Origin of the sequence: Brevundimonas sp. Bb-A (assembly GCF_009394735.1) — a bacterium.
Lineage (GTDB): Bacteria > Pseudomonadota > Alphaproteobacteria > Caulobacterales > Caulobacteraceae > Brevundimonas > Brevundimonas aurantiaca.
In genome coordinates this window covers 1588857-1614746 of the sequence record NZ_CP045456.1, presented here as the reverse complement: position 1 = coordinate 1614746, position 25890 = coordinate 1588857, and the positions used below count along the sequence as shown (strand labels likewise).

The window sequence follows — 25890 nt, the reverse complement described above, 5'->3', positions numbered from 1 at the left end:
GCCCTGATGTTCACCAAAGTCCTGATCGCCAACCGCGGCGAGATCGCGCTTCGCATTCATCGGGCGTGCAAGGAGATGGGCATCTCCACCGTCGCCGTGCACTCCGAAGCCGACCGCGGCGCCATGTGGGTGCGGCTGGCCGATGAGAGCGTCTGCATCGGTCCCGCCTCGGCGGCCAAATCCTATCTGAACATCCCGTCGATCATCGCGGCGGCCGAGATCACCGGGGCCCAGGCGATCCACCCCGGCTACGGCTTTCTGTCGGAGAACGCGCGGTTCGCCGAGATCGTCGGCGCCCACGGCCTGACCTTCATCGGCCCCAAGCCCGAGCATATCCGGGTGATGGGCGACAAGATCACCGCCAAGCAGACCGTCAAGGATGCGGGCATTCCCGTCGTCCCCGGTTCGGACGGCGAGGTGGAAACGGTCGAAGCCGCCATCGAGGCGTCCAAATCGATCGGCTTCCCCCTGATCGTCAAGGCGGCGGCGGGCGGCGGCGGACGCGGCATGAAGGTGGCCCTGACGCCTGACGATCTGGTCGAGGCGGTTCAGACCGCCCAATCCGAGGCCAAGGCGGCCTTCGGCAACGGCGCCGTCTATATGGAGCGCTACCTCCAGAAGCCACGCCACATCGAGATTCAGGTCATCGCCGACAGCCACGGCAATGTCGTCCACCTGGGCGAACGCGACTGCTCGCTGCAGCGCCGTCACCAAAAGGTGCTGGAAGAGGCCCCCTCGCCCGCACTCTCTGCTGAAGGCAGAAAGAAGATCGGCGAGACGGTCAACAAGGCCATCGCCGCTATCGGCTATCTGGGCGTCGGCACGATCGAATTCCTGTGGGAGGACGGCGAGTTCTTCTTCATCGAGATGAACACCCGCCTGCAAGTCGAGCATCCGGTTACGGAAATGATCACCGGCGTCGATCTGGTCCGCGAACAGGTGCGGATCGCGGCCGGTCTGCCGCTGTCCTTCGCCCAGGAGGACATCAAGTTCCAGGGCCACGCCATCGAGGTGCGGATCAACGCTGAAAACCCGGAGACCTTCACGCCCTCGCCGGGCAAGGTCACCGACTTCCACGCGCCGGGCGGCCTGGGCGTGCGGCTGGATAGCGCCATCTACGCCGGCTATTCGATCCCGCCCTATTACGACAGCCTGATCGGCAAGCTGATCGTCCACGGCCGCGACCGCGAGGAGGCCATCGCCCGCCTGAAGCGGTCGCTGAATGAGGTCGTGGTCGGCGGCGTGGACACCACCATCCCCCTGTTCCAGCGCCTGTTGGCCGAGCCCGACATCCTGTCCGGCGACTATGACATCCACTGGCTGGAGAAGTGGGCCGCCCGTCAGAAGGGCGACGCCTGACCGACCCCGACTACAGCGCCAGCGGGCCGTTCGGCGGCTTCGGCCCCGAGGACCTGCTGGCCTGTTACGCCCGGGGCGTCTTCCCGATGGCCGAGTCGCGCGACGATCCGCGCGTCTTCATCATCGAGCCCGAGCAGCGCGGCGTCATCCCGCTGGATGGCTTCCATATCCCCACCCGCCTGCGCCGAACCGTCCGGGGCGAGCCTTTCGAGGTACGGGTGGATACGGCCTTCGAAGCTGTGCTGGACGGCTGTGCTGCGGCGCAAGGGCCCGAGCGTCAGGACACCTGGATCAACGCGCCGATCCGCCGCCTGTACGCCGCCCTGTTCGCCCAAGGCCATGTCCATTCGATCGAATGCTGGAAGGACGAAAGGCTGGTGGGGGGCCTGTACGGCGTCTCCCTGGGCGGCGCCTTCTTCGGCGAAAGCATGTTCAGCCGCGAGCGGGACGCCTCAAAAGTCGCCCTGGTCCATCTGGTCGCACGGTTGAGACGGGGCGGTTGGACCCTGTTGGACGCTCAGTTCCTGACCGAACATCTCAGCCAGTTCGGGGCGGTCGAGACGCCCCAGGCGGCCTATCTGCGTCGCCTGAAGCCGGCGCTCAGGACTGTCGTCGACGAGACCGCCCTGTGGGGGCCGATGAGCGGCGCCGAGGCCGTCGCGCTGGCGACGGCTGGCGGCTGATTTCCGGCTGTCCGGACACGCTATTCCGGCGTCCGGACAGGTTCGCGCTGGCGACGGCGTAAGGGATGCGGCCTCTTCAGGCGCATGACCCAAGCCGCTTCAAACACCCCGCCCCTCCCCGCACGCGCCCTCTGGCGCGACGCGTTTGAGATTGCTGTGACAGTGATCGTCGCCCTCGTGTTGGCCACGGCCTTTCGCACCATCGCCTACCAGCCCTTCACCATTCCCAGCTCCTCGATGGAGCCAGGACTGGTGGTCGGCGACTACATCGTCGTCTCCAAATTCGCCTATGGCTGGAGCAGGGCCTCCCTGCCCGCAGGCCGTCCAGAGGGCGAGGATCGGCTGGGTCAGCGTCAGCCCCGGCGGGGCGACGTCGTCGTCTTCCGCCTGCCGCGCGATCCGAAACAGGTCTGGATCAAACGGGTGATCGGCCTGCCGGGCGACGCGGTTCAGGTGCGGGGCGGAACCGTCTTCGTCAATGACCGGCCTATCCCCCAGACCCGGCTGGGCATCACCCAAGACCATGACGATCCGGCCCGCACGGTGCGGTTGGTGGCCGAGACCCTGCCCAACGGCAAACACTATGTCACCTATGACGGCGGTCCCGACCTGCCCGGCGACGACACCGAAATCTATCGGGTGCCGGCCGGCCGTTATCTGATGATGGGCGACAATCGCGACAACTCGCTGGACGGGCGCTGGCCCGCCTCGGTCGGGGTCGGTCTGTTGCCCGCCCAGAACATCATAGGGAGAGCGGAGTTCATCGCCTGGTCCTGGAAGCCGGGCGCGGCCCTGGTCAAGCCCTGGACCTGGACCCAGTTGCGCGGAGGCCGGTTCTTCGTCCCGATCCGTTAGAGCCTGATCCGTTGAGGAGGAACCGCGAAGCGGTTCCGTCCGAAACGATCATGCTCTAGCGGGCGCGGAACTCTTCGAAGCTAAGACGGCCGTCATGGTCGCGGTCCAGGCGATCAAAGGCGGTTCGGGTCGGCGTCACGCTCTCAGCCAGGGACGGCGCGGCGACGCCCCCCAGGGCCAGGGCGGCCAGAACCGCCGCCAGGAGCAGGCGGCCGTCGAACCGGCGTGGACGCGCGGCCAGTTCGGCGTCGATGAAACGGCGAAGCACGTCGCTGGCGGTGCGGCCCTCGGCGCGGCAACGCGCCATGAAGGCCGTCTTGGTGTCGTGCGGCAGACGGATTTCGATGGTCTCCGTCTTCTTCAGCGGCCGAGGCGCCATGTCGCCGCCCGCCCCGCTCAGTTCTTACAGCCTACGACCCAGGCGTCGTAGTTCGGGTGCTGAAGCCCGCTGACGGCCGGAGACGAGGCGAACATCCAACCGCGGAAGACTTGGCGCGGCTCGGCCGAGGCGGCGCCTCGGCTCTGAACCGCGACCTGAAGATAGGCGATGGCGTCTTCGGTCAGTTCGTCGGGCGTGGAGACTTCGCAGGCGCGGGCGGTGAAGATCAGATTCTTGTTGAACCGGACCGGCCGACCGCCGACCTCGACCTCGAACTTCATCGTCTCGGCCGTGGTCTTGTCCAGGGCCTGGATGACGGCGAACTTGCGCCGCTGACGGCGGGCTGGAGTCTCGGGCTGTTCGATCGGCTTTTCGGCCACCGGCGCTTCCGCCTCGACCTCTTCCTCGGCTTTTTCGGCCACGGCCGCGTCCTCGGCGATTTGAACCGACGGTGGAGGAGAGACGGCGATCGGCGCGCGAGGCGCAGGCGTGCCAGAGGGGGCCGTCTCGGTCGGGACGGCCGGCGTCGCCGGCGTGTTTCTCAGGATTTCGCCGATCGGATCCTGTTGAACCGGACGCGCGTCGCGGGGCGCATCCTGAAGGACGCTGGCGGTGACCGCCCCGGCGCTGAGCGCCAGCACGAGGCTCGCCCCAGCCGTCAGCAGCCGATTCCGTCTCACTCGGGCGTCCAGGCCTGATAATCGCCCGTGGCCGCCGGGCGCTTGGCCTCTGCGGCCAACGAGCCCTGCGGACGCCAAGCCATGGGCGTGCCCGTCAGATTGGGCAGATGGTCCTTTTCCCACGGGCGGCGCAACAGGGGCGCCTCGGTCGGCGGCAGGTCAAAGGTGTAACGCAGCCAGCCGTGCCAGTCCGGCGACACCTTCGTGGCGTCTGCATAGCCTTCATAGACGACCCAGCGACGCTTGCGGCCGTCATAGCTGGAGTGGTCCTTGGCCTCGTAATATTTGTTGCCGAACTCATCGGTCCCGACGAAGCGGCCGCGCTTGGCGATCGTAAACAGGGTGCCGATCGTGGCCCCATTCCACCAGGCGAAAATTTTGTTCAGCACGTCGTCAAACCCACGCGAAAAGACGCCGCGGGCGAAACCCCGACGGTCGGGCGCGATCATAGAAACCCCAGCCCCGTTCGTCCAGCATTGAGGCGCGCCCACGGCGGCCGGCCGCTTTCGATCCTTTCCGCGCGACGCGAGGGGAAAGGATCAAACCTAAACCTGTGAATCTGTTTAGAACCGAACTGCCCTCGGGGGTGTTCTAAGCGTCGCCCTTCGGCGGATCACTTGAGGATGCGAGATTTGGACAAGGACAGGCGGAACGCCAACGACGGTCAGGTGGAGGCCCTGGACGCCGAGCGAATCGCCGATGAGGTCGCTGGAATCGACCGCGGGACCGATCCCTTCGTCGCCGCCGTGCGGGCGACCCGCATGCCGATGATTGTGACAAACCCTCGTCTGCCGGATAATCCGGTCGTCTTCGCCAATGACGCCTTCTGCCGGTTGACCGGCTATGAGCGGTCCGAAATTCTCGGTCGAAACTGCCGGTTCCTGCAAGGGCCGGAGACCGAGCCGGAGACGGTCAAGCGCATCCACAGGGCTGTGAAAGACGCCGCGCCGATCGAGATCGACATCCGCAACTATCGCAAGGACGGGTCCGCCTTCTGGAACCGCCTGTTGCTGGCGCCGGTCTATGACGGCTACGGCGACCTGGCCTATTTCTTCGCCAGTCAGTTGGACGTCACACGCGACCGGGAAAAGGTCGAGGGGCTGAAATCCCGCAACGCCGCCCTGTCGGCGGAGCTGACGAACCGCCTGACCCTTGCGCAGGAACGCGAGCGCGAACTTGAGCTGGCGATGGCCGCCGGCGGGCTGGGCGCCTGGAGCGTGGATGTCGCCAGCCGATCCTTGGCGGCCTCGGAGGCCTACAAGGCCCTGCTGGGATGGCCGAGCGATCGGCCGATGACCTATGAGGATCGTCAGTCGCTGATCCACCCTGAGGATCGCGACGCCGTTCGCGCCCAGAGCGACGCCACGATTAACGACGGCGCGGACTACGACATCACCCACCGCATCGTCACGCCCCAGGGCGAAACCCGCTGGATGAAGGCGCGCGGCGTGCTGATCAGCGATGCGGACGGCGCGCCGCTTCGTATCGCGGGCGTGACCCAGGACATCACCCGCGAAGTGCGGTCCCAGAAGATGCGGACCGCCCTGGTGGAGCTGTCGGACGCCCTGCGCGATCTGGACGACCCCGCCGACATCTCCTACGCAGCGGCCCAGGTTCTGGGCCGCACCCTGGAGGTCAGCCGCGCCGGTTACGGCCTGGTCGATCGACAGGCCGAGACGATCACCATCGACCGCGACTGGAACGCGCCTGGAATAAAGACGCTGGCCGGCGTGCTGCACTTCCGCGACTACGGCTCCTACATCGAGGAGCTGAAGCGCGGCGAGACCGCCGTGATCGCCGACGCGCGGCTGGACCCCCGCACGTCCCAGACGGCCCAGGCGCTGGAGGCCATCAGTGCGCGCGCCTTCGTCAACATGCCCTTGACCGAACAGGGCGGTCTGGTGGCCCTGCTCTATCTGAACCACGCCACGACCCGTGCATGGCCTGAAGACGAAATGGCCTTCATCCGCGACGTGGCCGAGCGGACTCGCGCCGCGACGGAACGCCGACGGGTCGAGCGCAACCTCGCGGACCTGGCGGCTTCTCTGGAACGTCAAGTCGAAGAGCGGACCGCCGCCTTGATGAAGAGCGAGGAGGCTCTGCGCCAATCCCAGAAGATGGAGGCGGTCGGACAGCTCACCGGCGGCATCGCCCATGACTTCAACAATCTGCTGACGGGCATAACCGGAAGCCTGGATCTGTTGGCCAAGCGGCTGGCCGAAGGGCGGATCAATGAGGCGGATCGCTTCATCACCGCCGCCCAGGGCGCCGCGCGCCGCGCCTCGTCCCTGACTCACCGCCTGCTGGCCTTCTCGCGTCGCCAGACCCTGGCCCCTCGCCCCACCGATCTGGCCCGGCTGGCGAGGGGGATGGAGGAGCTGATCCAGCGCACCATGGGGCCGGGCATCACCGTCGAAGCCGTGCACGGGGGCGGTCTGTGGCCCGTGCTGGTGGATCCGGGTCAGTTGGAAAACGCCTTGCTGAACCTGTGCATCAACGCCCGAGACGCCATGCCCGAGGGCGGCAAACTGACCATCGAAAGCGGCAATCGCTGGCTGGATGAGCGGGTGGCGGCGGAATGCGAACTGCCGCCGGGCCAATATGTGTCGCTGTGCGTGTCCGACACGGGCGAAGGCATGACGCCGGACGTCGTGGCCAAGGCCTTCGAACCCTTCTTCACCACCAAGCCGATCGGCCAGGGCACGGGGCTGGGCCTGTCGATGATCTATGGATTCGCCCGCCAGTCAGGCGGACAGGTCCGAATCTATTCGGAACCGGGCCAAGGGACGATGGTCTGCCTGTACCTGCCCCGCCACCTGGGCGCGGCCGAAGCGCCCGAGCCGACGCCGAGCGCCGCCGACACGCCCCAGGCGACGGCGGGCCAGACGATCCTGATCGTGGACGACGAACCGACGGTGCGGATGCTGGCCTCTGAAGTCCTGGGCCAACTGGGTTACGCCACCCTGGAAGCCGAGGACGGGAAGGCCGGGCTCGCGACCCTGAACACCGACCGCCCCATCGATCTCCTGATCACCGACGTCGGCTTGCCTGGCGGGATGAACGGCCGCCAAGTGGCCGACGCCGCGCGCTCGGTCCGGCCCGATCTGAAGGTGTTGTTCGTCACCGGCTATGCCGAGAACGCCGTCCTCAGCCACGGCCACCTCGACCCGGGAATGCACATACTGACCAAGCCCTTCGCCATGGACGAACTGGCCCGGCGGGTTAAGGCCATCCTCACCGCCGACTGAGACCCGATCCGCCGAAACATCGGAACGGCTCAGATTATTTTGAGAATGCGATTGACTCGCATTACTGACCCTTTTACGGCGCTCCGCACGAACTCAGCGAGCGGGGGATGCCATGTCGCGACTTCACCTTCTGGCCTCTACGGCCATCGCCGTTCTGGCTCTGAGCCCGCTTGGGGCCAGGGCGCAAACGGTCGATCAGACGACGACGCTGGATGAGGTCGTCGTCACCGGCGAAAAGACGGATCGCTCGTTGCAGGACACCCCGACCAGCGTCGGCGTCGTCACCGCGCGCCGGATCAACCAAGAAGCCATCCAGTCGCTGGCCGAAATCTTCCAGCGCACCGCCAACATGTCCGAGACCTACGGCCACAACGGCTTCACGATTCGGGGCATCAACAACAACGGCGTGTCGGGCGGCGGCGACTCTTCCCTGGCGACCATCTATGTCGATGGCGCGCCCCTGCCCGCCGCCATCACGTTCAACGGTCCGACCGACGTCTGGGACATGCGTCAGGTGGAGGTCTTCCGCGGACCGCAATCGACGCTGCAAGGTCTGAACGCCCTGGCCGGCGCCGTGGTGATGCGGACCGTGGACCCGACCTTCGACTGGGACCTTCGCACCCGCGCCACCATCGCCTCGCCTGACGAAACCACATTGGCGGTCGCCGGAGGCGGGCCTCTTATCGCGGACGAGCTGGCGTTCCGCCTGTCGGCTGAAAAGCGGGACGGCGACGGCTTCACGCACAATGTGACCCTGGACCAGCCTGAAGACCCGGTCGACAGTCTGACGGTGCGGGGACGGCTGCTGTGGACGCCCAAGGCTCTGCCGGAATTCGAGGCGCGCCTGGGCTACACCCGGTTCGAAAGCGACGGCGGCTACCTGTTCGTCTACACCAACACCAATGCGCCGGACTTCTACGAGAACCGGCAGGCTTTCTCGGACACGGCCAACCTGAGCCATGTCGAGGCCGATCTGGCGACCCTTGAGCTAACCCAAAGGCTGTCCGACCGGCTGTCGATCTCGGCCGTGACCTCCTGGAGCGATGTGGCCCAGCGTGTTCAGTACGACGGCGACGGGACGGCCCAGGCCGTCAGCTACGGCAAGAACGGCGACGACTTCGAGACCCTGACCCAGGAGTTGCGCCTCAACTATCAAGGCGACCGTCTGCACGGCCTGATCGGCGCCTTCTATTATGATCGCGATCAGAGGCGCATTTCGGCCAGCCGCACCGACGTGCCGACGCCGGTCAACACCATTGCGGGCCTCCTGAGCGCCGGCGGCTTCCCGACCTCCGCCGCAGCCGCTATCGCCGCCCAATACGCCGCCGTCCTGCCCGTCATTCCCGTGGACTATACGGGCGATTTTCCCGCCCAGGTCACGACCTACGCCCTGTTCGGCGACGGCGAGTGGAACCTGACCGACCGCCTGTCGATCGTGGGCGGCTTCCGCTGGGATCATGAGGAAAACACCACCCAGGTCACGCAATCGGCCCGGTTCGCCGGCGTCTATCCCGATCCGGCGGCCTTCGGCGCGGCGGGTTCGCCCCTGTATCTGGCTGTGACCGGAATCAATGCCGGGGTGGCCGCCATGGTGGCCCAGGCGGGATCGGCCACGCCCCCCGCCACGCGAGAATTCGAGGCCTTTCTGCCCAAGCTGGGCGTACTCTACGACCTGACGCCGGACGTGACCGCAGGTTTCGTCGTCCAGCGCGGCTATCGTTCCGGCGGATCCAGCAGCAATACGGCCCGATCCCAGCTGTTCGCCTATGATCCCGAATACACCTGGAACTATGAGGCTTCCCTGCGCTCCGCCTGGCTGGACGGCGCCCTGACTGTCAACGCCAACGCCTACTATGTCGATTGGACCGACCAGCAGGTCTATGTGAACTTCGGCATCAACCTGTACGACAGCCACACGGTCAACGCCGGTCGGTCGCATCTGTACGGCTTCGAGATCGAGACGGCGCACCGGCTTTCGTCCACCTTCGACTGGTACGCCTCCGCCGGTTACACCCGCACCCAGTTCGACGAGTTCACGACCACGGTGAACGGCCAGACCAGCGATCTGACCGGCTCGGAGTTTTCGTTCGCCCCCCGTTGGACCCTGGCCCTGGGCGGCAACTACCGCTGGGGCGACGGCTTCGTCGCCAATCTGAACGCCAACTATCGATCCGAGGTGTTCACCAGCACCGGATTCAGCCAGGGCGACAGCCGCGTCAGCGGCCGCACCCTGGTCAATGGAAAGATCGGCTATGAGACCGGCCCCTGGGGCGCCTATGTCTACGCCAAAAACCTCTTCGACGAACACTATATGAGCTACGACCGCGCCCAGACGAACCAGGCCGTTCTGGGCGATCCGCGGGTCGTCGGCCTGATGCTTCAGGCGCGCTGGTGAGCCCCGAGGCGACCACCCTCCTCGCGTCGATCCCCCTGATCGCCGGCGGGGTCGGCGGGGCGCGGCTGCTGCGCCGCGCCTGGGGGGATCGCTCGGCGCGCCGCCCGTTGTGGATCGTCGGCGGCTGGGCGCTGCTGGCGACACTTACCTTCGCATACGCCTTCTGGCTGGGGCCGGCGCGCGGTCCCTTCATCGCCGTGACGCTGATCTCGGTCTGCGTCCTTCTGGTGGTGGCCTGGGGCATGGAGCGGCGCACCGCGCGCGGACGGGCCGAACGCAGCCTGGCGCCCGAACCGTCCAACCGAGGCGCCAAGGCCTGGCGCGGCTGGCTTCGGGCTCTTCTGGCCGGACCGATCGGCATGATCGCCGCCATGGGCACCGCCATCGCCTTCGTCGCCTTCTGTCCGGGCGCGGCCGAGACCCGGCTGGTGCTGGGCGGGCTGCTGGCGCCCCTGCTGTGGGGCGCCGCCATGGCCTGGACCCTGGCCGACGACAAGATCCTGCGCGCCACCGCCGTCCTGGTCGGTGTCAGCCTGGCGACCTTCGCCGCCGCCATGATCAAGGGGTTCTGACGATGAAGGACAACCGCCTCGATCCCAAGAAGGCCGGCAAGCCCATCTGGCCCAAGGTCCCGGCTGGATTCGTCCGGTCCGTCCTGGCAGGCCACTCCGCCCTCGGCCTGGCCTTCGCAGCCTTGATCTATCTGGTCTGTTTCTCAGGATCGGTCGCCGTCTTCGCGCGGGAGTTCCAGCGTTGGGAACAGCCGAATGCGACGCCCATCGCCGCAGTGACGCCGGCCGCCCTGCAGACCGCCATGGAACAGGCCATCGCTCGTTCCTCGACGACGGTGGAGCATGTCCGCATCCTGCCCCCCACACCGGACCTGCCTCGCCTGACGGTGAGCACGGACGCCGACAGCGTGGAACGCAGCTACGCCGCGGATGCGGCCGGGCGACTGGGGGATGAAGGCGAGGCCGTCTGGACTGAGTTCATGGTCCTGCTGCACACCGCCCTGCATCTGCCCCGCGCCTGGGGCGGCTTCGTCGTGGGTCTGGCGGGGGTCGCCCTTCTGTCCTCGCTGATCTCTGGCGTCCTGGCCCATCCGCGCGTGTTCAAGGACGCCTTTCATCTACGCTGGGGCGGCGCCAAGCGGCTGCAGGAAGCCGATCTGCACAATCGGGCGGGTGTGTGGGCCCTGCCCTTTCACGTCATCGTCTCGCTGACGGGCGCCCTGTTGGGCCTCAGCACCCTCATCGTCGGAATTCTGGCCCTGGCCATGTTCCAGGGCGACACCTCCAAGGCCTACGCGCTTTTCGTTCCGGTCATTCCCGACGATCCGCGCCCGGCCGTCGCCCCGCCCGATCTGGCCGCCGCCGTCGAGGCGGCCCAGCGGCTGGCGCCCGATGCGCGGCCGACCTTCATCAGCATCGAACATCCTGCCGAACAGGGACAGACGGTCGTGGTCAATGTCGCCAAACCCAATCGGGTGATGGCGGGCTCCAACCTCTATTTCGACGGACGGGGTCGCCTGCTCGACATCAGCCGCACGGCTGAGCCGAACCTGGGGCAAAAGATCCTGGCCTCCCTGGGGCCGCTGCATTTCGGCTGGTTCGGCGGCATCGTCGTCAAGATCGCCTATGGACTGCTGGGTCTGGCCTTGACGGCGGTGACGGCCAGCGGCGTCGCCATCTGGCTGGCGCGGCGACGCGACAAGGGCCGCCCCGCCCCGCGATGGGAACGGATCTGGATCGGCGCCGTCTGGAGCCAACCCCTCGCCTTCGCCGCCTCGGCCCTTATTGTCCTGGGCTTGTCCTCCACCGCCGCCTCGACGCCCCTGCTGGTCTGGGGTCTGGTCACGGGGACGACCCTGGGACTGTCAGTCTGGGTCGAACCGGCGCGCTTGTCGCGCATCCTGCGGCTCGTCTCCGCCGTCGCCCTGGGGCTGGTCGTGCTGACACACCTGGTTCGCCACGGCGCCCATTACGAAGACTCCGCCGCCTGGGCCATGAACGGCGCCCTGGCCGCCATCGCTGCCGTCCTGGCCTGGACCGTTATGAACCCCGAACGCAAGGCCGGTCAGGCGGCGACCGCGGAACAGACCCGGGCCACATAGTCGGCGTGGGACGGCATGACCGCCACGCATTTGCCGATCACCGTCTCCACATCGTTCAGGAACCGCTCGATCTCCGCTTCGGGCGTGACGTCGACCAGCGGATCATAGCCGGCGGGGATCACACCCTGGCCCAGGAAGACCTGGATCCAGCTTTCCTCGGTGAACAGCTCATCGTCCTCGCGGAAGACCCGGCCGTTGGCGCGGAACAGGTCCATCTTGCGCTGGAGGGTGTCGGGAACGGCCATGTCGCGGCAATCCCGCCAGAAGGGCGTGTCGTCCCGATAGGTCGCCTTGTAATGCAGGATGACGAAGTCGCGGATCCGCTCATATTCAAAGTCCATCTGACGATTGAACTCGGCGATGGTGGTCGGGTCGAAACCGCCGTCCGGCATCAGTCGCACCAGACGGGTCAGGACCGACTGGATCAGGTGCAGGCTGGTGGATTCCAAAGGCTCCAGAAAGCCGGAGGCCAGACCGGCCGCGACGCAGTTCTTGTTCCAGACCTGGCGTCGCTTGCCCGCGACGAAACGGATGCGATTGGGTTCGGCCAGCTGTTCCCCATCCAGATTGGACAGCAGAATCCGTTCGGCCTCCGCCTCGTCCATATAGCGGCTGGAATAGACGTGGCCGTTGCCGGTGCGGTGCTGCAACGGAATGCGCCACTGCCATCCGGCCGGCCGGGCGGTGGCGCGCGTGTAGGGGGTGAAGGGTTCGGTGCGGGCGCAGGGCACGGCCAAGGCCCTGTCGCAGGGCAGCCAATGGGTCCAGTCCTCATAGCCGGTCTTCATCGCCTCTTCGATGATCAGGCCGCGAAAGCCCGAGCAGTCGATGAAGAGATCGGCCGCCTCCACCGCCCCGTCCTCCATCGTCACTGACTGGACGAAGCCGTCGTCGGGCCGCAACTGAACCGAGGCGATCTTGCCCTCGCGCCGTCGCACCCCCGCCGCCTCCGACAGACCGCGCAGATATTTGGCGTAGAGACCGGCGTCAAAATGGAAGGCATGGGCGATATGGCCCAGCGGCGAACCATTTCTCTGGGGATCGGCCCGCATGAAACGGTTCTGCAAGGCCGCCGCCGTATTGATCGAATAGGCGGCGAAGTCCGACGCGCGACCCGCAGCGCGCATCTTCAGCCAGTATTGGTGGCAGCGCAGCCATTCCAGATCGCGCCCGATGACGCCGAAGCCGTGGATGTAGCTGGAGCCGATCCGGTCCCAGTCGATGAACTGGATGCCCAGTTTGAAACTGGCCTGGGTCCGCCGCATGAAGTCGACCTCGTCCAGACCGATCAGCGCGTTGAAGGTCTTGATGGCCGGAATGGTCGCTTCGCCCACGCCGACCGTGCCGATCGCTTCCGATTCGATCAGGGTGATGTCGTAAAGCCCCCGAAACAGGCGGGAGAACAAGGCCGCCGCCATCCAGCCGGCCGAACCGCCCCCGACGATCAGGATCTTCTTCAACTGGCGCACGCTCGCATTTCCTCGTTTTTCGGGAAACTTGGCAGCAAGCGACGCGACTCGGCAAGAGCGGCGATCTCGGCAATTGGGGCGATGCGTCAGAAGACGTCATCCCTCGTCGTCGGCCCTCCCCGTCAATGAGCGCCTGACCGTCTTTGTCGGCGAAGGCCGTCACCGCGATTATTCGCCGGACTGTTTTCGGAACGTCATCGTTGAGCCGTAAAAGCGCGGCCCAACGGGTGGGCCCACGGGGATGGGATGTCAGTTCAGGATCTGGGTGCGGGACGACTGCTGGCCAAGAACGCCGTGCGTCTGCGCGCCTTCGTCCGCAGCCGCGTCCACAATGATGAGGACGCCGACGACATTAGTCAGGAGGCCTACGCCCGCGTCCTGGCGCGATCTCAGACTGCGCCGCTGAAGGATCCGGTGGCCTACGCCTTCCGGGTGGCCCTGAACCTGCTGAGCGATCGCAGGCGCGTCGCCTCTCCGTCGGCCGGCGAGGCGATCGACGAGGCGGCGGCGTCGGACGCCCCCTCTCCATTCGAGGTTCTCGACATGAAGCAGAGAGCGGACCTTTTCACCCGTGCGCTTCAGCGCATGCCGCGGCTGAGGCGCGAAGTCTTCGTGCTGAGACAGTCCGCCGATCTCAGCTACGCTGAGATCGCCACACGGCTGAACATTTCAGTCGAGGCGGCCCAGAAACACTTCAGCCGCGCGGCCGTCGAGGTCCGCCGCGCGGTGGACATGGAGCGCACCCGATGAGGCCGTCTGCGCCCACCCCGGAAGAACAGGCCGCCCTGTGGGCGGACCGGCGCCGCTGCGGCGAGATGGACGCAGCGGCTGACCAGGCGCTGCGCGCCTGGCTTGCGGAGGCCCCGGACCGCGCGCGCCTGTTGGACGCCCAGGAGCGCCTGCTGACCGATCCCGCCCTTGCCGCGGTCACTGCGCGGTTGGCGGCCGAAGCCGGACGTTCTCGGCGCGTCGGCCTCCATCCTGCGCCTCGGCTGTTCCACCGCTGGTCTTCACGGCTTTGGGTCGGCGGCTTAGCGGCGGCGGCCTGCGCGGCGCTGGCCGTGCTGATGTGGCCCTCTGCGCCCGTCGTCGTCGAACAAAGGCTGGAGGGCGTGGCGGGACAAAGTCTTCAGGCGGCGCTGGAGGACGGCTCCCTGATCCAGCTGAACGGCGACAGCCGCGTCCGCACGGCCTTCGGACCGGAACGGCGCGATGTCTGGCTCAGCGGCGAAGGCTTCTTCTCAGTAGCCAAGGACGCCAAACGTCCGTTTTCCGTCCTTACGGCGACCCACCGCATCACGGCCCTGGGCACGCGCTTCAACGTCGATGAACGCAGCGGCGGCGCGGTGGAGGTCACGGTTCTGGAAGGTCGGGTCGAGGTGGTTCCGCTGAACCATCCCGAGCGCCGTCAGGTTCTGACCGCCGGCCGCCGATTGCTGAGCGACGGCGCCGCCGGGCCGATCCAGCGGCTGGACGCCGATGTGACGACGCCGGACTGGACCGAGGGATGGATCGACGCGGACAATATGAGCCTGGCCGACCTGCTGATCGAGCTGAAGCGCCGATCGCCGGGGCTGAAGGCCGAGTTGGCCGATCCCGCCTTGAGCCGCCGCCGGATCAGCGGGCGGTTCGCCGCCTCTGAGCCTCAGGACGTCCTGACCACCATCGCGGACATGCAGGGCCTGACCCTTCGCAGGGATGCCTCCGGCCGTCTGCTGATCGAGCGGTGAGCCAGGCATGGGGACGGGCCGTGCAAGGCTGTGGAGCGCCGTAGCGGCGACGAGCCTGTGGCTTGCGGCGGGGCTTTCGCCGGCACAGGCTGAAGCTCGGGACCTTCAGTCCTCACCTGACCGAACAGCCCATAGGTTTCAGATATCCAGCGGCCCTATGGCCGAGGCTCTTCGGGCGCTGTCGCGCCAATCGGGTCTGGCTGTGCTGGCTGACGCCGATCTGGTGGGTGGCCGCCGCACGCCGGGCATACAGGCCCGAACCACCGCCTGGACCGCCCTGAACCGGCTGCTGGCCGCCCACCCCGATCTGAGGGGCCGGATCGTGGGTCAGACCCTGATCGTCGAGCGCGCCCAGCCGCAACCTCAGCCCCAGCCCCAGCCCCAGCCCCAGCCTGCGGCCGAGCTCGAAGAGGTGGTGGTCCTGGGACGCAAGGGCGCGATCGACGACGCCCTGGCGATCAAACGCGCCTATGACGGCGTCAGCGATGTGGTCAGCGCCGATGATGAAGGCCTGCTGCCGACCAACAATCTGGCGGAAAGTCTTGCGCGCCTGCCTGGCGTCAACGCCGTCCGCAACCATCAGACCGGCGAGGGCGACCGGTTGACGGTTCGGGGCATGTCCACCGAATGGAACGCCTATCGGATCAACGGCGTACGTCTGGGCGGAGCCGGGTCGCGGGCGGACAAATTCTATCGCGGCGTCCGCCTCAGCTATTTGCCGCCCGAGGGAATCCAGAACCTGATCGTGCGCAAGACCTTGACGCCCGATCTGGACGGCGACGCCCTGGGCGGGCTGATCGACATCCAGACCCCCACAGCCTTCGACGCCGACCACGACCATCTGCGGCTGTCGGTCGAGCACGGCTGGCTGACCCGGTTCGACCGACCGAAATCGGGCAAGGCGGCCCTGGCGGTTTCGCATCGGTTCGGCGATCGGCTGGGTCTGTTCGTCGCCGCCAACTGGAGCGACGCCCGCTCGCAGTTCGAGATGGTCGGCGGCGACAGCGACGACCTGCCGCCGGTCTGGTTCGACACCGTCTATTCGACCGGCTGGGATTTCGACCGGTTCGTCATGAGGGGCATGGAGTTGGCGGTCGGCGAGACCCAGGTGCGTCGCCTGGGTCTGAACGGAAGCCTGGACTGGCGAGGCGCACACCAGGACCTTCACCTGCGGCTTCAGTACAACCGCTATGAGGGCGAGGAGTATCGAAACCGTTTGAACTTCCGCAACGACGGCCTGGCGGGGACCGAGCGGCTGGTCCAGGTGGACAGCCGGAGAACCGGTCTGGCTCAGCCGGACGCCATGGTGGTTGGGTCTGATCCCAGCCTGGGGCGCATCTACGGCTATTCGACCGCAGACGTGAAGGATGTGGACGGAGACGGACGGATCACCGACGCCGACCGCAAGGTCCGCTCCGTCTACAGCCTGGCGGGCGCTTCGGGCGTGTGGGATCCGATGGGGTTCCGATTGAGACGGTTCTGGGAATCGACCCGTGAATCGGGCCTCCTGTCTTCCCTGAACCTGGGCGGACGGCGATGGGGCGGTCCCTGGCGGATCGCCTATGACCTGTCGCTGTCGCGGTCCAGGGATGATTTGGACGGCGGCGCGCTTCTGGAATTCCGGACGGACGCGGTCGAATGGCTGGGCAATCGCGGGATAAAGGTGATCGAGACCGGCGACCCGCGCTTTCGCCTGTGGGGGCTCAACCCCGCAGGCATGGCTGCGGTTCAGGACCCCGCCGCCTTTGATTTCAGACATCTGGGCGAGGAGTGGGAGCGCACGTCCGAAACCCTGGGCCAGGCGCAGTTCGATCTGACCTATACGCCGCCCAGCGGCTGGCTGGAGTCGATACAAGTCGGGGGCCGTTACATGCGCTCCAGCCGCCGCAACTCGGGCGCCGCCCGGCCCGACCTGATCGGTCCGGAAACCCTGGCCGACCTGGCCGGCTTGTTCGGTACGCCGGTCACCGACCTGTTCGACGGCCGCTATGTCGGCGACCACCGCCTGGGGGTCGTCCTGGACAATCGGCGGATGGCGGCCGAGATCGACCGGGCCTATCGCGGGGACAGCGCCTATTTCACCATCGATCCCAAATTCAAGGCTCAGACCGACACAGAACGCTTTCGGTTGAAGGAACAGGACGCCGCCGCCTATGTCATGGCCGCCGCCCGATGGGATGAGACCCAGATCACGGGCGGCGTCCGGATCGAACACACCCGATCCGACGTCAGCTATCCCATCCTGGACGCGCTTCGCGGCGACGGCCGAGACCATCGCCGCAACAGTTTCACCAATGTGCTGCCGTCTCTGCACCTACGCCGCTCCTTTCACGGCGACAGGGTGTTGCGGGCTGCGGTCTGGACCAGTTTCGCCCGGCCCGACATCGCCCGAATGACGACGGCGCGGCAGTATGTCTATGACCAGGACCCCGACCGCGACGGCAAGACCAATCCCAAGACCGACTGGACCCTTCAGGAAATCCGCCAGGGCAATCCGGATCTGAAACCCATGGAGGCGGTCGGCTATGATCTGTCGCTGGAACGCTATGGTCGATCAACGGCCTGGTCAGCCGCCCTGTTTCACAAGGATATCCGCAACTTCCTCTATCGGGCCTCCACCAGCTCGATCCGCGACGGCGGGCTGATAGAGCGGGGGGAGGAGCATGGCGCGCCCGTGCGGGCCTACGCCAACGGGCGCAAGGCGCGGATCAGTGGAATGGAACTGGCGATCCGTCACAATCTGGACTGGGCGCCCGCGCCGCTGGACGGCCTGGGCGTCTCGGCCAATCTGACCTGGCAGGTCAGCCGCGCCGACGCCAACATCAGCTGGCGCCGCGGCGATCGCCTCCCCTTCACCGAGACGCCCGAGACCCTGGCGAGCGTCGAACTGTTCTGGCAAGGCGGCGGATGGGAGGCGGCGGCCGGCTGGAACCGCCAGTCGGGCTTCCTGGAAGGCATGGATAGTTTCGCCAACGACCCGTACGAACAGCCCTACAGCTTTGTGGACGTCAGTCTTCGGCGGCGGTGGGGCGCAGACGGCTTCGCTTCGATCCAGGTCCGCAATCTGCTGAACAGTCATACCTATTGGTACACCTTCGGTTCGGGATCGGAGGATCTGCGCGAATACATCCGTACTGGGCCGACGGTGACCTTGGCGATCAGCCGCAGCTTCTGACCTGCTCTTTCGACGCCAGCCGCCCCGAAAATCGCTCCCTGAAGTCACCGCCCAGGCGCGAGACGGTCAGGTCGTAGCCGCCGTCCGCCCGAACCGGAAGGCGAAGGCGCAAGGGCGCGCCGGCGCTGACCCTGTGGCGGCGCGTGGGACACAGGCCCGTCTCGTCGCTGACGCAGAACCAGGCGTCCTCGCCCAACACGATCTCGAGTATCAGTCCCCACCCCCGGCGGGGCGTCCTCACTTGCACCGACGCCTGCGCCGCCTTGAACCGTCGACCGGCCGGATCGGGGGTGGGGCCTGCGCTGGACCGGCCAAAGCCGCCTGACCGCACGCGGGACGAATCCGGGGCGTCGCGCCTCCAGTCCCCCCATGACGGCGGGACCTCCATCACGGACGCGCCGAAAGCCCGCAGTCGGTCACGGCGCGCCGCAATGCGCGCGGTCGGTCGGTCTGGATGACGTTGGCGTCCATCGCCAGCAGCCCCTCCAGACGAGCGCAGACATCCGGTGCGCCGCTCGCCACGGCGTGATCCACCTCGCCCAGGCTGTTGACCCAGATCCGCGCCGGCAGGCTGCGCACGCCGCGCCGAAGGTCCGGGGTCAGGGAGTCGGGATCGCCATGCACGATCGCCACATCCGCAAGTCCCGCGAGCGCGGCCCCTAGACCGTCTGGACGGCTGACGCGCGGCATGACGTGCGCGCGGGGTAGGAGCCGTCGCACCGCCCGCAGCACCTCTCCGTCCGAGTCAAAGAAGACGACCTGGTCGGTCATCCCCAGTCCTTCCACCACCGCCACCACGGCCGCGACGCGATCCGTCTTCATATCCAGATCGACCAGCACCCGACCGCACGTCCTGCGGAGAGCCTCAACCAGGGTCGGCGGCGGTTCGGCGCTGTTCGCCAATCGCAGATCCCGCAGTTGGCCATGGGTGAGGCTTTCCGCCTCGCCTACGCCGCCGGTGGTCCGCGTCACCGTCCGATCATGCATGAGAAAGGGCACGCCGTCGGCCGAGACCTTGACGTCCAGTTCGACGATGTCGCCGCCCTCGCGCACCGCTTCATCGACGGCGGCCAAAGAGTTCTCCGGCGCATCCAGATGCCCCGCCCGGTGAGCCGCGATCAGCAAGACGCCGCGCGGCTGGGCCAGGTCGGTCTGAAGACGCGACATGGCCGCAGTCTCTCCACAGACCGGATCGGCCAGGGCCGGCGCCGCCGCCAGCCCCGCGATCGCGATCAGCCCGACCAGACCGACGCGCCGGCGCATCACCGGTCCTCCCGTCGCAGGATCAGCTCCGGGGTCGCAGGCTTAAGGTCGGTCAGGCGCGCCGCGCCCTGGCCGGTCTTGTCGAGCTGGAAGGCGTCGTACAGCAGACCGTCCATAGTGAAGGCCCGCACCGTCAGCCGATCCGGCGTCGCCTCGATCTGCTGGAACACCTGAATCCCGCTGCCCTTGCGGACTGGCCAGTCGATGTCGCCCAGCGGATACTGTTTGGGCCCGATGTTGGAGACCATATAGACCGGGCCCTGATCGTGCGGCCGCCCGCGTCCATAGGTGTGGTCGTGACCGGCCAGGACCAGATCGACGTGATGGCGATCCAGCACGGGTTGAAGCACCGCCCGCAACTCGGCGCCGTCTCGGCCCCTAGCCGTCGAATAGAGCGGATAGTGCATCAGGATGACGGTCCAGCGCGCCGGATTGTCCGTCAACTGACCCTCGAGCCAGGCCAGTTGATCACGTGCCGACTGAGGGTCTTCATCCATCATGTCGGCGTCCAGCGAGATGACGCGCACCCCCTGATAATCGACGCGATAGACGGTTTCGCTGAGCCATTCGGAGGGGCCGTTGTCCGGCAGGTTGAACTGAAGCCGCCACTGGGGCGCCAGCTGCTGCGCCTCCGCGCCTTCGGGCTTCATATATTCATGATTGCCAGGCGTCATCAGCGACGGGGTCTCCGCCAGCCGATGCGGGTCCATGTCGAACCACTGGCCCCATTCCCCGTCATTGTCAGCCCGATTGATCAGGTCGCCGGCGAACAGCATGAAGGCCGCGTCCGGCGTCTGACGCAGGGCGCGACGCACGGCCAGGCCGCCCATCGAGCGGATGTCGTTCTGGACGTCGCCCACATAGAGGAAGGTGAAGGGGCGGGCCTCGGCGGCGGCGGTTCTGACCTGACGCCACGCCGACCAAGCGCCCTCGCGGCCGACGCGATAGACATATTGGGTGTCCGGCGTCAGGCCGGTCAGCTGGACGCTGTAGTAGTCGGCGGAAACCTGCTCCTGATCGCGGGTCGTGAAGGCGGCGGCGGTGCGTTTCGCCGCGATCCGCACCGCAGTCTGAGGATAGGCCGGTCCGGGCGTCAGGGGCGCATATTCGATAAACCCCTCCCCGCCCCCGGCTTCGGCGCGCCAGTTGAAGGCCAGGCTGGTGGCCGGCGTTTCGGTCAGGTTGACAATGACCCGTTCGGGCAGGCTCTCAGCCTGGGCGACCGGGACGACGGCGAAGGCCAGGACGCTGCAAGACAGGGCTGCGGCGAGACGCAAGGACAGGCGCATGGGAATACCTCGGTTGGAGAAGAAGAGGCCGCTCGCGGTGTCTTCCGCGAGCGGCCGGGCGCCGTCAGAGACGCCAGTTCAGGTTCAGGCTCAGATAGCGGCCGTTCTCGATATAGTCGCGAACGCCGCCCTTTCCGGACCCGAAGGTGTAGTAGTAGGTGTAACTGTCCAGCAGGTTCTGCACCTTGAAGGTCGCCGTCAGGTTCGGCGTGATCTGACGCCGCATCATCAGGTCCACAAAGTGGTAGTCCTGCTCATAGGGGTCATTGCCGAAGTCCTCGATGTCTTCGAGCGACTTGTCTTGATAGTTATAGGCGACATAGGCCTCCCAGCCGTTGCGTTCCCAGAACAGTTCCAGGTTCACGATGTGGTCGGGCGTCTCCATGAACGGCAAGGTGTAGCCTTGGGGGTGCCAGGACAGGCCGGTCTCGGCCGACGAACGCTGAATGGTGGCGTTCAGGGCCACGCCCAGGCCGTCGAACGGCGCCGGCAGCCAATGCAGCTGCTGGCGCGCATTGATCTCGACGCCGTGGATTTCGGCCTTGCGGCCGTTCATCGGCATGGAGACGGAGATGCCCGACGGATCGTCGAACTCGCCCAGGGTGCCGTCGCGGATGACCGATGAGGACGACCGGTACAGGAACTTGTCCAGATCCTTGTAGAACAGGGCCACCGAATAGGCGCCGGTCCGGCCGTTGTAATACTCCGCCGACAGATCATAGTTGATCGAGGTCATCGGCTTCAGTCCGGGATTGCCCTGCACGATGCCGGTCAGGACCCACTCCGTGGTCGGATTGGTCTTGCCGTCGCCGTCGGGATCTTGGTCGTAGCTGTATTCCTTGACCGAGGTCATCCGGTTGATGTCCGGGCGCGACACGCTGGTCCAGATCGCCGCCCGCAGCTTGGCGCTGGGCGTCAGATCATAGTTCAGATGCACCGACGGCAGCCAGTTGGTGAAGCCGGTGTTGTCCAGGGCGTAGTCTTCGCCCCGCACCGGATCTTCCGTCCAGGCGCGGATTTCATTGTCGGTGTCCTCCATCCGAACACCGGCGATGATCTCGGCGGCGCCGAAACGGGCCGTGCCCATCACATAGGCCGACACCACCTGTTCGTCGTAGAACCAGGTGGAGGCGTAATCGAGCGACTCCGTCTCTTTCAGGGCCAGCAGGGTGGAGTTCCCTGCCTTGGCGCGATCGATCTCGGCCATCATCTTGTCCGTGTCGATCACGGCGCCGAGTTGGTAGAGGCCGGTGTAGCGGCCGTCGAACATGTCCGTGACCGGTTCGCCGAAGAGGGCGGAATAGTCGGCCATGGTTCCCTTGGGCGCCAGGTCGATCAGCGTGCCCTTACGGCGTTCACGCTCGGACTTGTAGTATTTGGCGCCGACCCGCACCTCTTGCAGCCAGGAGCCGGCGGGTTCGTAGCGCAGGTTGAACTGGGCCTGATTCAAGATCTCCTTGGCGCCGCCGTATTCGCCGCTCAGACCGGAGGCGGTGTATTCCTTCAGATCCTGAACGGCGGCCATGCCGGCGGGGTTCAGCACCCACTTCAAATACTGCGGATCATCCTGACTGACGATCTCGACCCCCTCATTGCCTTTCCACAGATAGGCGTTGCGGCCGAAATACATGTCGTAGCTGTCGATGATGTTGTCCTCGGACTCCGAGTGGGAAGCGTCATAGTCCAGGGTGAAGGCGCCGAACCGGCTTTCGCCACCCAGGTTGATCAGTTGCAGCACGCCCTCGGTCGTGCCGCCTTCCCAATAGCGGCGCAGACGGAAGCCCTTGGGGTCCCAGACGCCCGAGGCGCCGTTCAGGCTGTAGAAGCCGGCGGCGCCCTTGTCGGCGTCGGTGATCTTCCCGTCATTGTCGCGGTCCACGATCTGGGCGGGGGTGTAGTTGTAGATCGCCCCCAGCTTGGGGTCGTAGCCGACGACGGCGTCAGCGGGCTGAACCAGGTCGCCTCGCGTCTGGTCCTTCTGCTCCAGACGGGCCGAGACCTTGCCTCCGCCTTCGTTGCGGAAGTTCAGACGGTTCCTGAACTGCGTTTCCTCATATTCATTGTACTGACCACGCAGGTGGAAGCTGTGGTTGTCGCCGCGGTAGTCCAACGAGCCGTTGAAACCCCAGCGGGTCACATCCGTGTCGCCGGTGGACATCTCCAGACCCCGCGCGACGAAGGTTTTGGGATCGAAATCAAGACTGTGGGTCGTGCTGTACCAGGTGCGGGGCATGTTGTCCCCGGAGTTGCCGATCTGCTCGAACTGAGACCCGCGCTCGGAATAGTTGCCGGTGACGTAGAGACCCAACCGGTCCGAAAACTGCTTGCCCAAGGCGACGTCCGCCGCCCATGAGGTTCGGTCATCGCGCTGTTGCAGCAGGGTTCCCTCGATCGAACCGGCCGCATAGGTCGGGGCGTAATCGAAGGCCGTCGGCGTCTTGATGTCGATCGTCCCGCCGATGGCGTCGCCGTCCATATAGGGGAGCAGACTCTTATAGACGGTGATGGCGTCCACGCCCGAGGTCGGCAGGAAGCTGAGCCGGACCCCGCGGAAGAAGTTGTCGTTCGGCGACCCCGTGCCGCCCATGCGGACGCCGTTGACGGCATAGGCGTTGTACTCGGTCGCCATGCCCCGGATCACGACCCGGTCGCCTTCGCCGGTGAAGTGGTTGCGAACGGCCGAGACGCCGGGAATGCGCGATGCGGCTTCGGTCAGGTTCGACGACGGCAGCTTGCCCATGTCGTCGGCGCTGACGCTGTCCGAGATCATGTCGTTCTTGCGTTTCTCGTCGATCGACCGACGCAGACCTTGCAGATAGCCGGTGACGACGACGTCATCCAGGACGGCGGGATGGGGCTGTGTGACCTCTTCCGCCTCGGTCGTGGCGGACCGTGACTGCGACTGCGACTGCGATTGGGCGGCCGCCCATTGCGGGAAGGCCGCGACCAGGGCCAGGCTTCCCGCCGCCGCCAGATAGCGCGATTTGATGTTCATTGGTGTGATCCCCCGAGGTCTGCCGAAGGCGCAGACGACAGAGAGACGGAGCGATCAGACCAAGCTGACAGGCGTCATCAACATTTCATCTCTGCGTCGCCGATCCTTACCGAACGGGCAATCCTGGATGGCGCCGCCCACGCCTTATCGACTTGGCGACCGCCTGAGCGGAGCCGGACCACCGCTGCGTCGCATCACGCTCGTCCTCGGGAATCTCTTCCAAGGGAGCGTAGAACATCAGGCCAGAGGCCGCGTGCAGGACGCGGGCGGCCGACATCTGCGAGCGGGTCATCGCCGCCTCCCCCCAAGGACAGCGGCTCCAGCACGTCCAGCCGCATCTATTAAAATCGTTGCGGCGTTCAGGGGCCTAACCTAGGCTCCGGTTCGAGCTCGAATGAATGGGCCGAACGGGGGGATACACTATGTCGCTCGCAAGCGTCGATCTGGCGATCCTGGCGATCTACGCGGTCTTCATCTTCGGCCTGGCCCAGTGGGTTTCTCGCAGCAAGGGCGGCGAGCAGAAGACCTCCACCGACTATTTCATGGCCTCCAAGAGCCTGCCGTGGTGGGCTATCGGCGCCTCGCTGATTGCGGCCAACATCTCGGCCGAACAGATCATCGGCATGAGCGGGTCCGGCTATGTGATCGGCCTGGGCATCGCCTCCTATGAATGGATGGCGGCGCTCACCCTGCTGATCGTCGGGAAATTCTTCCTGCCGATCTTCCTGCGCAACGAGATCGTCACCATGCCGCAGTTCCTGCAGCAGCGGTACGGGCCGACGATCCGAAACGTGATGGCTGTCTTCTGGCTGCTGCTCTACGTCTTCGTGAACGTGACCTCGATCCTGTGGCTGGGCGCCATCGCCGTTCACACGGTCACGGGCTTCAACCAGGACTACGCCATCGTCGCCATCGGCGTCTTCGCCCTGGCCTATCAGCTGTGGGGCGGTCTGAAGGCCGTGGCCCTGACCGACATCGTCCAGGTGGCCCTGCTGGTCTGCGGCGGCCTGATCATCGGCTTCATCGCCCTGTCGACCATCGGCGGCGCGGGCGGCGCGCTGGCCGGCTTCAACACCCTGCTGACCGAGTTCCCCGACAAGTTCGACATGATCCTGTCGCCGGATAATCCTCACTATCAGGAGTTGCCGGGGATCGCCGTCCTGCTGGGCGGGCTGTGGATCATGAACATCAGCTACTGGGGCTTCAACCAGTACATCATCCAGCGCGCCCTGGCCGCCAAGTCCCTGCCCGAAGCCCAGAAGGGCATCGCCTTCGCCGCCTATCTGAAGCTGCTTATGCCGGTGATCGTGGTCCTGCCCGGCATGGCCGCCCTGGTGCTGGCCCCGAACCTGTCGGCACCGGACCAGGCCTATCCGTCAATGATGAACCTGCTGCCGGTCGGTCTGAAGGGTCTGGTCTTCGCCGCCCTGATCGCCGCCATCATCGCCTCGCTGGCGTCCAAGGTGAATTCGATCTCGACCATCTTCACCCTGGACCTCTACGCCAAGATCAAGAAGGACGTGCCCGAGCATCAACTGGTCACGGTCGGCCGCATCGCCGCCGTCGCCGCCGTGATCATCGGCATCCTGACCGCCCGTCCCCTGCTGGGCGGCTTCGACCAGGCCTTCCAGTTCATCCAGGAGTTCACGGGCTTCTTCACGCCGGGCATCGTCGTCATCTTCATGCTGGGCCTGTTCTGGAAGCGCGCGTCCGAAGCCGGCGCCCTGACCGCCGCCATCGGCTCGGTGGTTCTGTCGGCCGTCTTCTGGTGGCTGCAGGAGACGGGTCAGTTCATCTTCCCCTTCATGAACCGCGTCGGCGTCGTCTTCATCGTCTCGCTGATCGCGGCGGTGGTCGTATCGCTGCTGGCGCCGGCCAAGCCCGACGCCATGAAGATCAAGCTGGACAAGATCAGCTACAAGACCTCGCTCGGCTTCAACCTGGCCGGGGTCGGCGTCATCGCCTTCCTGATCCTGGTCTATTCGATCTGGTGGTGAGGTGAGCGACGGGCGTCTGATCCGTAAACGGCCGAGGAACCCGCCTGGGTGATATCCGCGCGCTCCGCGGCGCTCAGCGGAATACCGCTCAGGTTTGCGAAACCGTCTTTGATCCCGGCCGCGCCGGCGATGCCTCGTCCATTGACCAGGACTAAGGTATTGCCTGCCCAAACCGCCCAGATTGGCTGCGGCGACGCCCAGCGCCCCAGTTGCGAGACCGTCACAAGCGGCTGCTAAGGTGAAAGCCTCTAGGACGCGTC

19 protein-coding genes are annotated in these 25890 nt (G+C 66.2%); 11 read left to right on the top strand and 8 right to left on the bottom strand.

The genetic code is table 11. The features are described 5' to 3' along the window. The first annotated feature begins 6 nt into the window (after nucleotides 1–6). The 3 genes from accC (at nucleotide 7) to lepB (ending at nucleotide 2897) form a co-directional block, all read left to right on the top strand. The gene (accC, locus tag BSP_RS07915) at nucleotides 7–1359 is read left to right on the top strand and encodes an acetyl-CoA carboxylase biotin carboxylase subunit (RefSeq protein WP_152949868.1); all 1353 of its coding nucleotides are present in this window, start codon (nucleotides 7–9) and stop codon (nucleotides 1357–1359) included. Next, nucleotides 1356–2042: a leucyl/phenylalanyl-tRNA--protein transferase gene (aat, locus tag BSP_RS07910; RefSeq protein WP_152951094.1), complete on the top strand. Its 687-nt coding sequence runs from the start codon at nucleotides 1356–1358 to the stop codon at nucleotides 2040–2042. The genes accC and aat overlap by 4 nt, the downstream gene beginning before the upstream one ends. Nucleotides 2043–2126: 84 nt before the next feature. Next, on the top strand, nucleotides 2127–2897 hold the full coding sequence (lepB, locus tag BSP_RS07905) for a signal peptidase I (RefSeq protein WP_152949867.1): 771 nt from the start codon (nucleotides 2127–2129) through the stop codon (nucleotides 2895–2897). 55 nt (nucleotides 2898–2952) lie between these two features. On the opposite strand, the gene BSP_RS07900 is transcribed toward lepB, so the two are convergent. The 3 genes from BSP_RS07900 to BSP_RS07890 are packed head-to-tail and all read right to left on the bottom strand — an operon-like array spanning nucleotide 2953 to nucleotide 4345. Then, nucleotides 2953–3276 (bottom strand): EF-hand domain-containing protein, encoded by a 324-nt coding sequence (locus BSP_RS07900; protein WP_054765362.1) that lies wholly within the window; start codon nucleotides 3274–3276, stop codon nucleotides 2953–2955. 17 nt (nucleotides 3277–3293) lie between these two features. Next, nucleotides 3294–3956: a DUF2155 domain-containing protein gene (locus BSP_RS07895; RefSeq protein WP_054765361.1), complete on the bottom strand. Its 663-nt coding sequence runs from the start codon at nucleotides 3954–3956 to the stop codon at nucleotides 3294–3296. Continuing rightward, on the bottom strand, nucleotides 3953–4345 hold the full coding sequence (locus BSP_RS07890) for an NADH:ubiquinone oxidoreductase subunit NDUFA12 (RefSeq protein WP_054766897.1): 393 nt from the start codon (nucleotides 4343–4345) through the stop codon (nucleotides 3953–3955). The genes BSP_RS07895 and BSP_RS07890 overlap by 4 nt, the downstream gene beginning before the upstream one ends. 243 nt (nucleotides 4346–4588) lie before the next feature. Between BSP_RS07890 and BSP_RS07885 the strand changes: the two genes are divergently transcribed. From BSP_RS07885 to BSP_RS07870, 4 genes are all read left to right on the top strand, one after another. Beyond that, complete coding sequence (locus BSP_RS07885; protein ID WP_227976085.1) at nucleotides 4589–7204, top strand: PAS domain-containing protein; 2616 nt, start codon at nucleotides 4589–4591, stop codon at nucleotides 7202–7204. A gap of 112 nt (nucleotides 7205–7316) precedes the next feature. After that, the gene (locus tag BSP_RS07880; protein ID WP_152949865.1) at nucleotides 7317–9599 is read left to right on the top strand and encodes a TonB-dependent receptor; all 2283 of its coding nucleotides are present in this window, start codon (nucleotides 7317–7319) and stop codon (nucleotides 9597–9599) included. Next, a complete protein-coding gene (locus tag BSP_RS07875; RefSeq protein ID WP_152949864.1) occupies nucleotides 9596–10171 on the top strand; it encodes a hypothetical protein in 576 nt (191 codons plus the stop codon). Before BSP_RS07880 ends, BSP_RS07875 begins: the two co-directional genes overlap by 4 nt. Before the next feature lie 2 nt (nucleotides 10172–10173). Then, on the top strand, nucleotides 10174–11712 hold the full coding sequence (locus tag BSP_RS07870; protein ID WP_152949863.1) for a PepSY domain-containing protein: 1539 nt from the start codon (nucleotides 10174–10176) through the stop codon (nucleotides 11710–11712). On the opposite strand, the gene BSP_RS07865 is transcribed toward BSP_RS07870, so the two are convergent. Beyond that, nucleotides 11676–13181, bottom strand: a complete 1506-nt coding sequence (locus BSP_RS07865; protein ID WP_152949862.1) for a tryptophan halogenase family protein — start codon at nucleotides 13179–13181, stop codon at nucleotides 11676–11678. The genes BSP_RS07870 and BSP_RS07865 overlap by 37 nt on opposite strands. A gap of 246 nt (nucleotides 13182–13427) precedes the next feature. Here BSP_RS07865 and BSP_RS07860 point away from each other — a divergent pair, with 246 nt between their 5' ends. The 3 genes from BSP_RS07860 to BSP_RS07850 all read left to right on the top strand — a co-directional run bounded on the left by BSP_RS07860 (nucleotide 13428) and on the right by BSP_RS07850 (nucleotide 18086). Next, the gene (locus BSP_RS07860; RefSeq protein ID WP_152949861.1) at nucleotides 13428–13931 is read left to right on the top strand and encodes a sigma-70 family RNA polymerase sigma factor; all 504 of its coding nucleotides are present in this window, start codon (nucleotides 13428–13430) and stop codon (nucleotides 13929–13931) included. Next, entirely contained in the window at nucleotides 13928–14911 is a 984-nt protein-coding gene (locus BSP_RS07855; protein WP_152949860.1) for a FecR domain-containing protein, read from the top strand. The genes BSP_RS07860 and BSP_RS07855 overlap by 4 nt, the downstream gene beginning before the upstream one ends. A gap of 157 nt (nucleotides 14912–15068) precedes the next feature. Then, nucleotides 15069–18086 carry a TonB-dependent receptor gene (locus tag BSP_RS07850; RefSeq protein WP_194167020.1) on the top strand — a complete coding sequence of 1006 codons (3018 nt, stop codon included), beginning with the start codon at nucleotides 15069–15071 and terminating at the stop codon, nucleotides 18084–18086. A 387-nt stretch (nucleotides 18087–18473) separates the two neighbouring features. Here BSP_RS07850 and BSP_RS07845 read toward each other — a convergent pair whose 3' ends face one another. The 3 genes from BSP_RS07845 to BSP_RS07835 all read right to left on the bottom strand — a co-directional run bounded on the left by BSP_RS07845 (nucleotide 18474) and on the right by BSP_RS07835 (nucleotide 23633). Continuing rightward, on the bottom strand, nucleotides 18474–19349 hold the full coding sequence (locus BSP_RS07845; protein WP_152949858.1) for a glycerophosphodiester phosphodiesterase family protein: 876 nt from the start codon (nucleotides 19347–19349) through the stop codon (nucleotides 18474–18476). After that, complete coding sequence (locus tag BSP_RS07840; RefSeq protein ID WP_152949857.1) at nucleotides 19349–20638, bottom strand: metallophosphoesterase family protein; 1290 nt, start codon at nucleotides 20636–20638, stop codon at nucleotides 19349–19351. The genes BSP_RS07845 and BSP_RS07840 overlap by 1 nt, the downstream gene beginning before the upstream one ends. Before the next feature lie 64 nt (nucleotides 20639–20702). Further along, nucleotides 20703–23633, bottom strand: coding sequence for a TonB-dependent receptor (locus BSP_RS07835; protein WP_152949856.1), 2931 nt, complete (start codon nucleotides 23631–23633; stop codon nucleotides 20703–20705). A 422-nt stretch (nucleotides 23634–24055) separates the two neighbouring features. Here BSP_RS07835 and BSP_RS07830 point away from each other — a divergent pair, with 422 nt between their 5' ends. Beyond that, entirely contained in the window at nucleotides 24056–25630 is a 1575-nt protein-coding gene (locus BSP_RS07830) for a sodium/sugar symporter (protein WP_152949855.1), read from the top strand. Here the strand turns inward: BSP_RS07830 and BSP_RS16605 are convergent. Beyond that, nucleotides 25612–25854, bottom strand: a complete 243-nt coding sequence (locus BSP_RS16605) for a TonB-dependent receptor plug domain-containing protein (RefSeq protein ID WP_152949854.1) — start codon at nucleotides 25852–25854, stop codon at nucleotides 25612–25614. The genes BSP_RS07830 and BSP_RS16605 overlap by 19 nt on opposite strands. Nucleotides 25855–25890 lie beyond the last annotated feature (36 nt).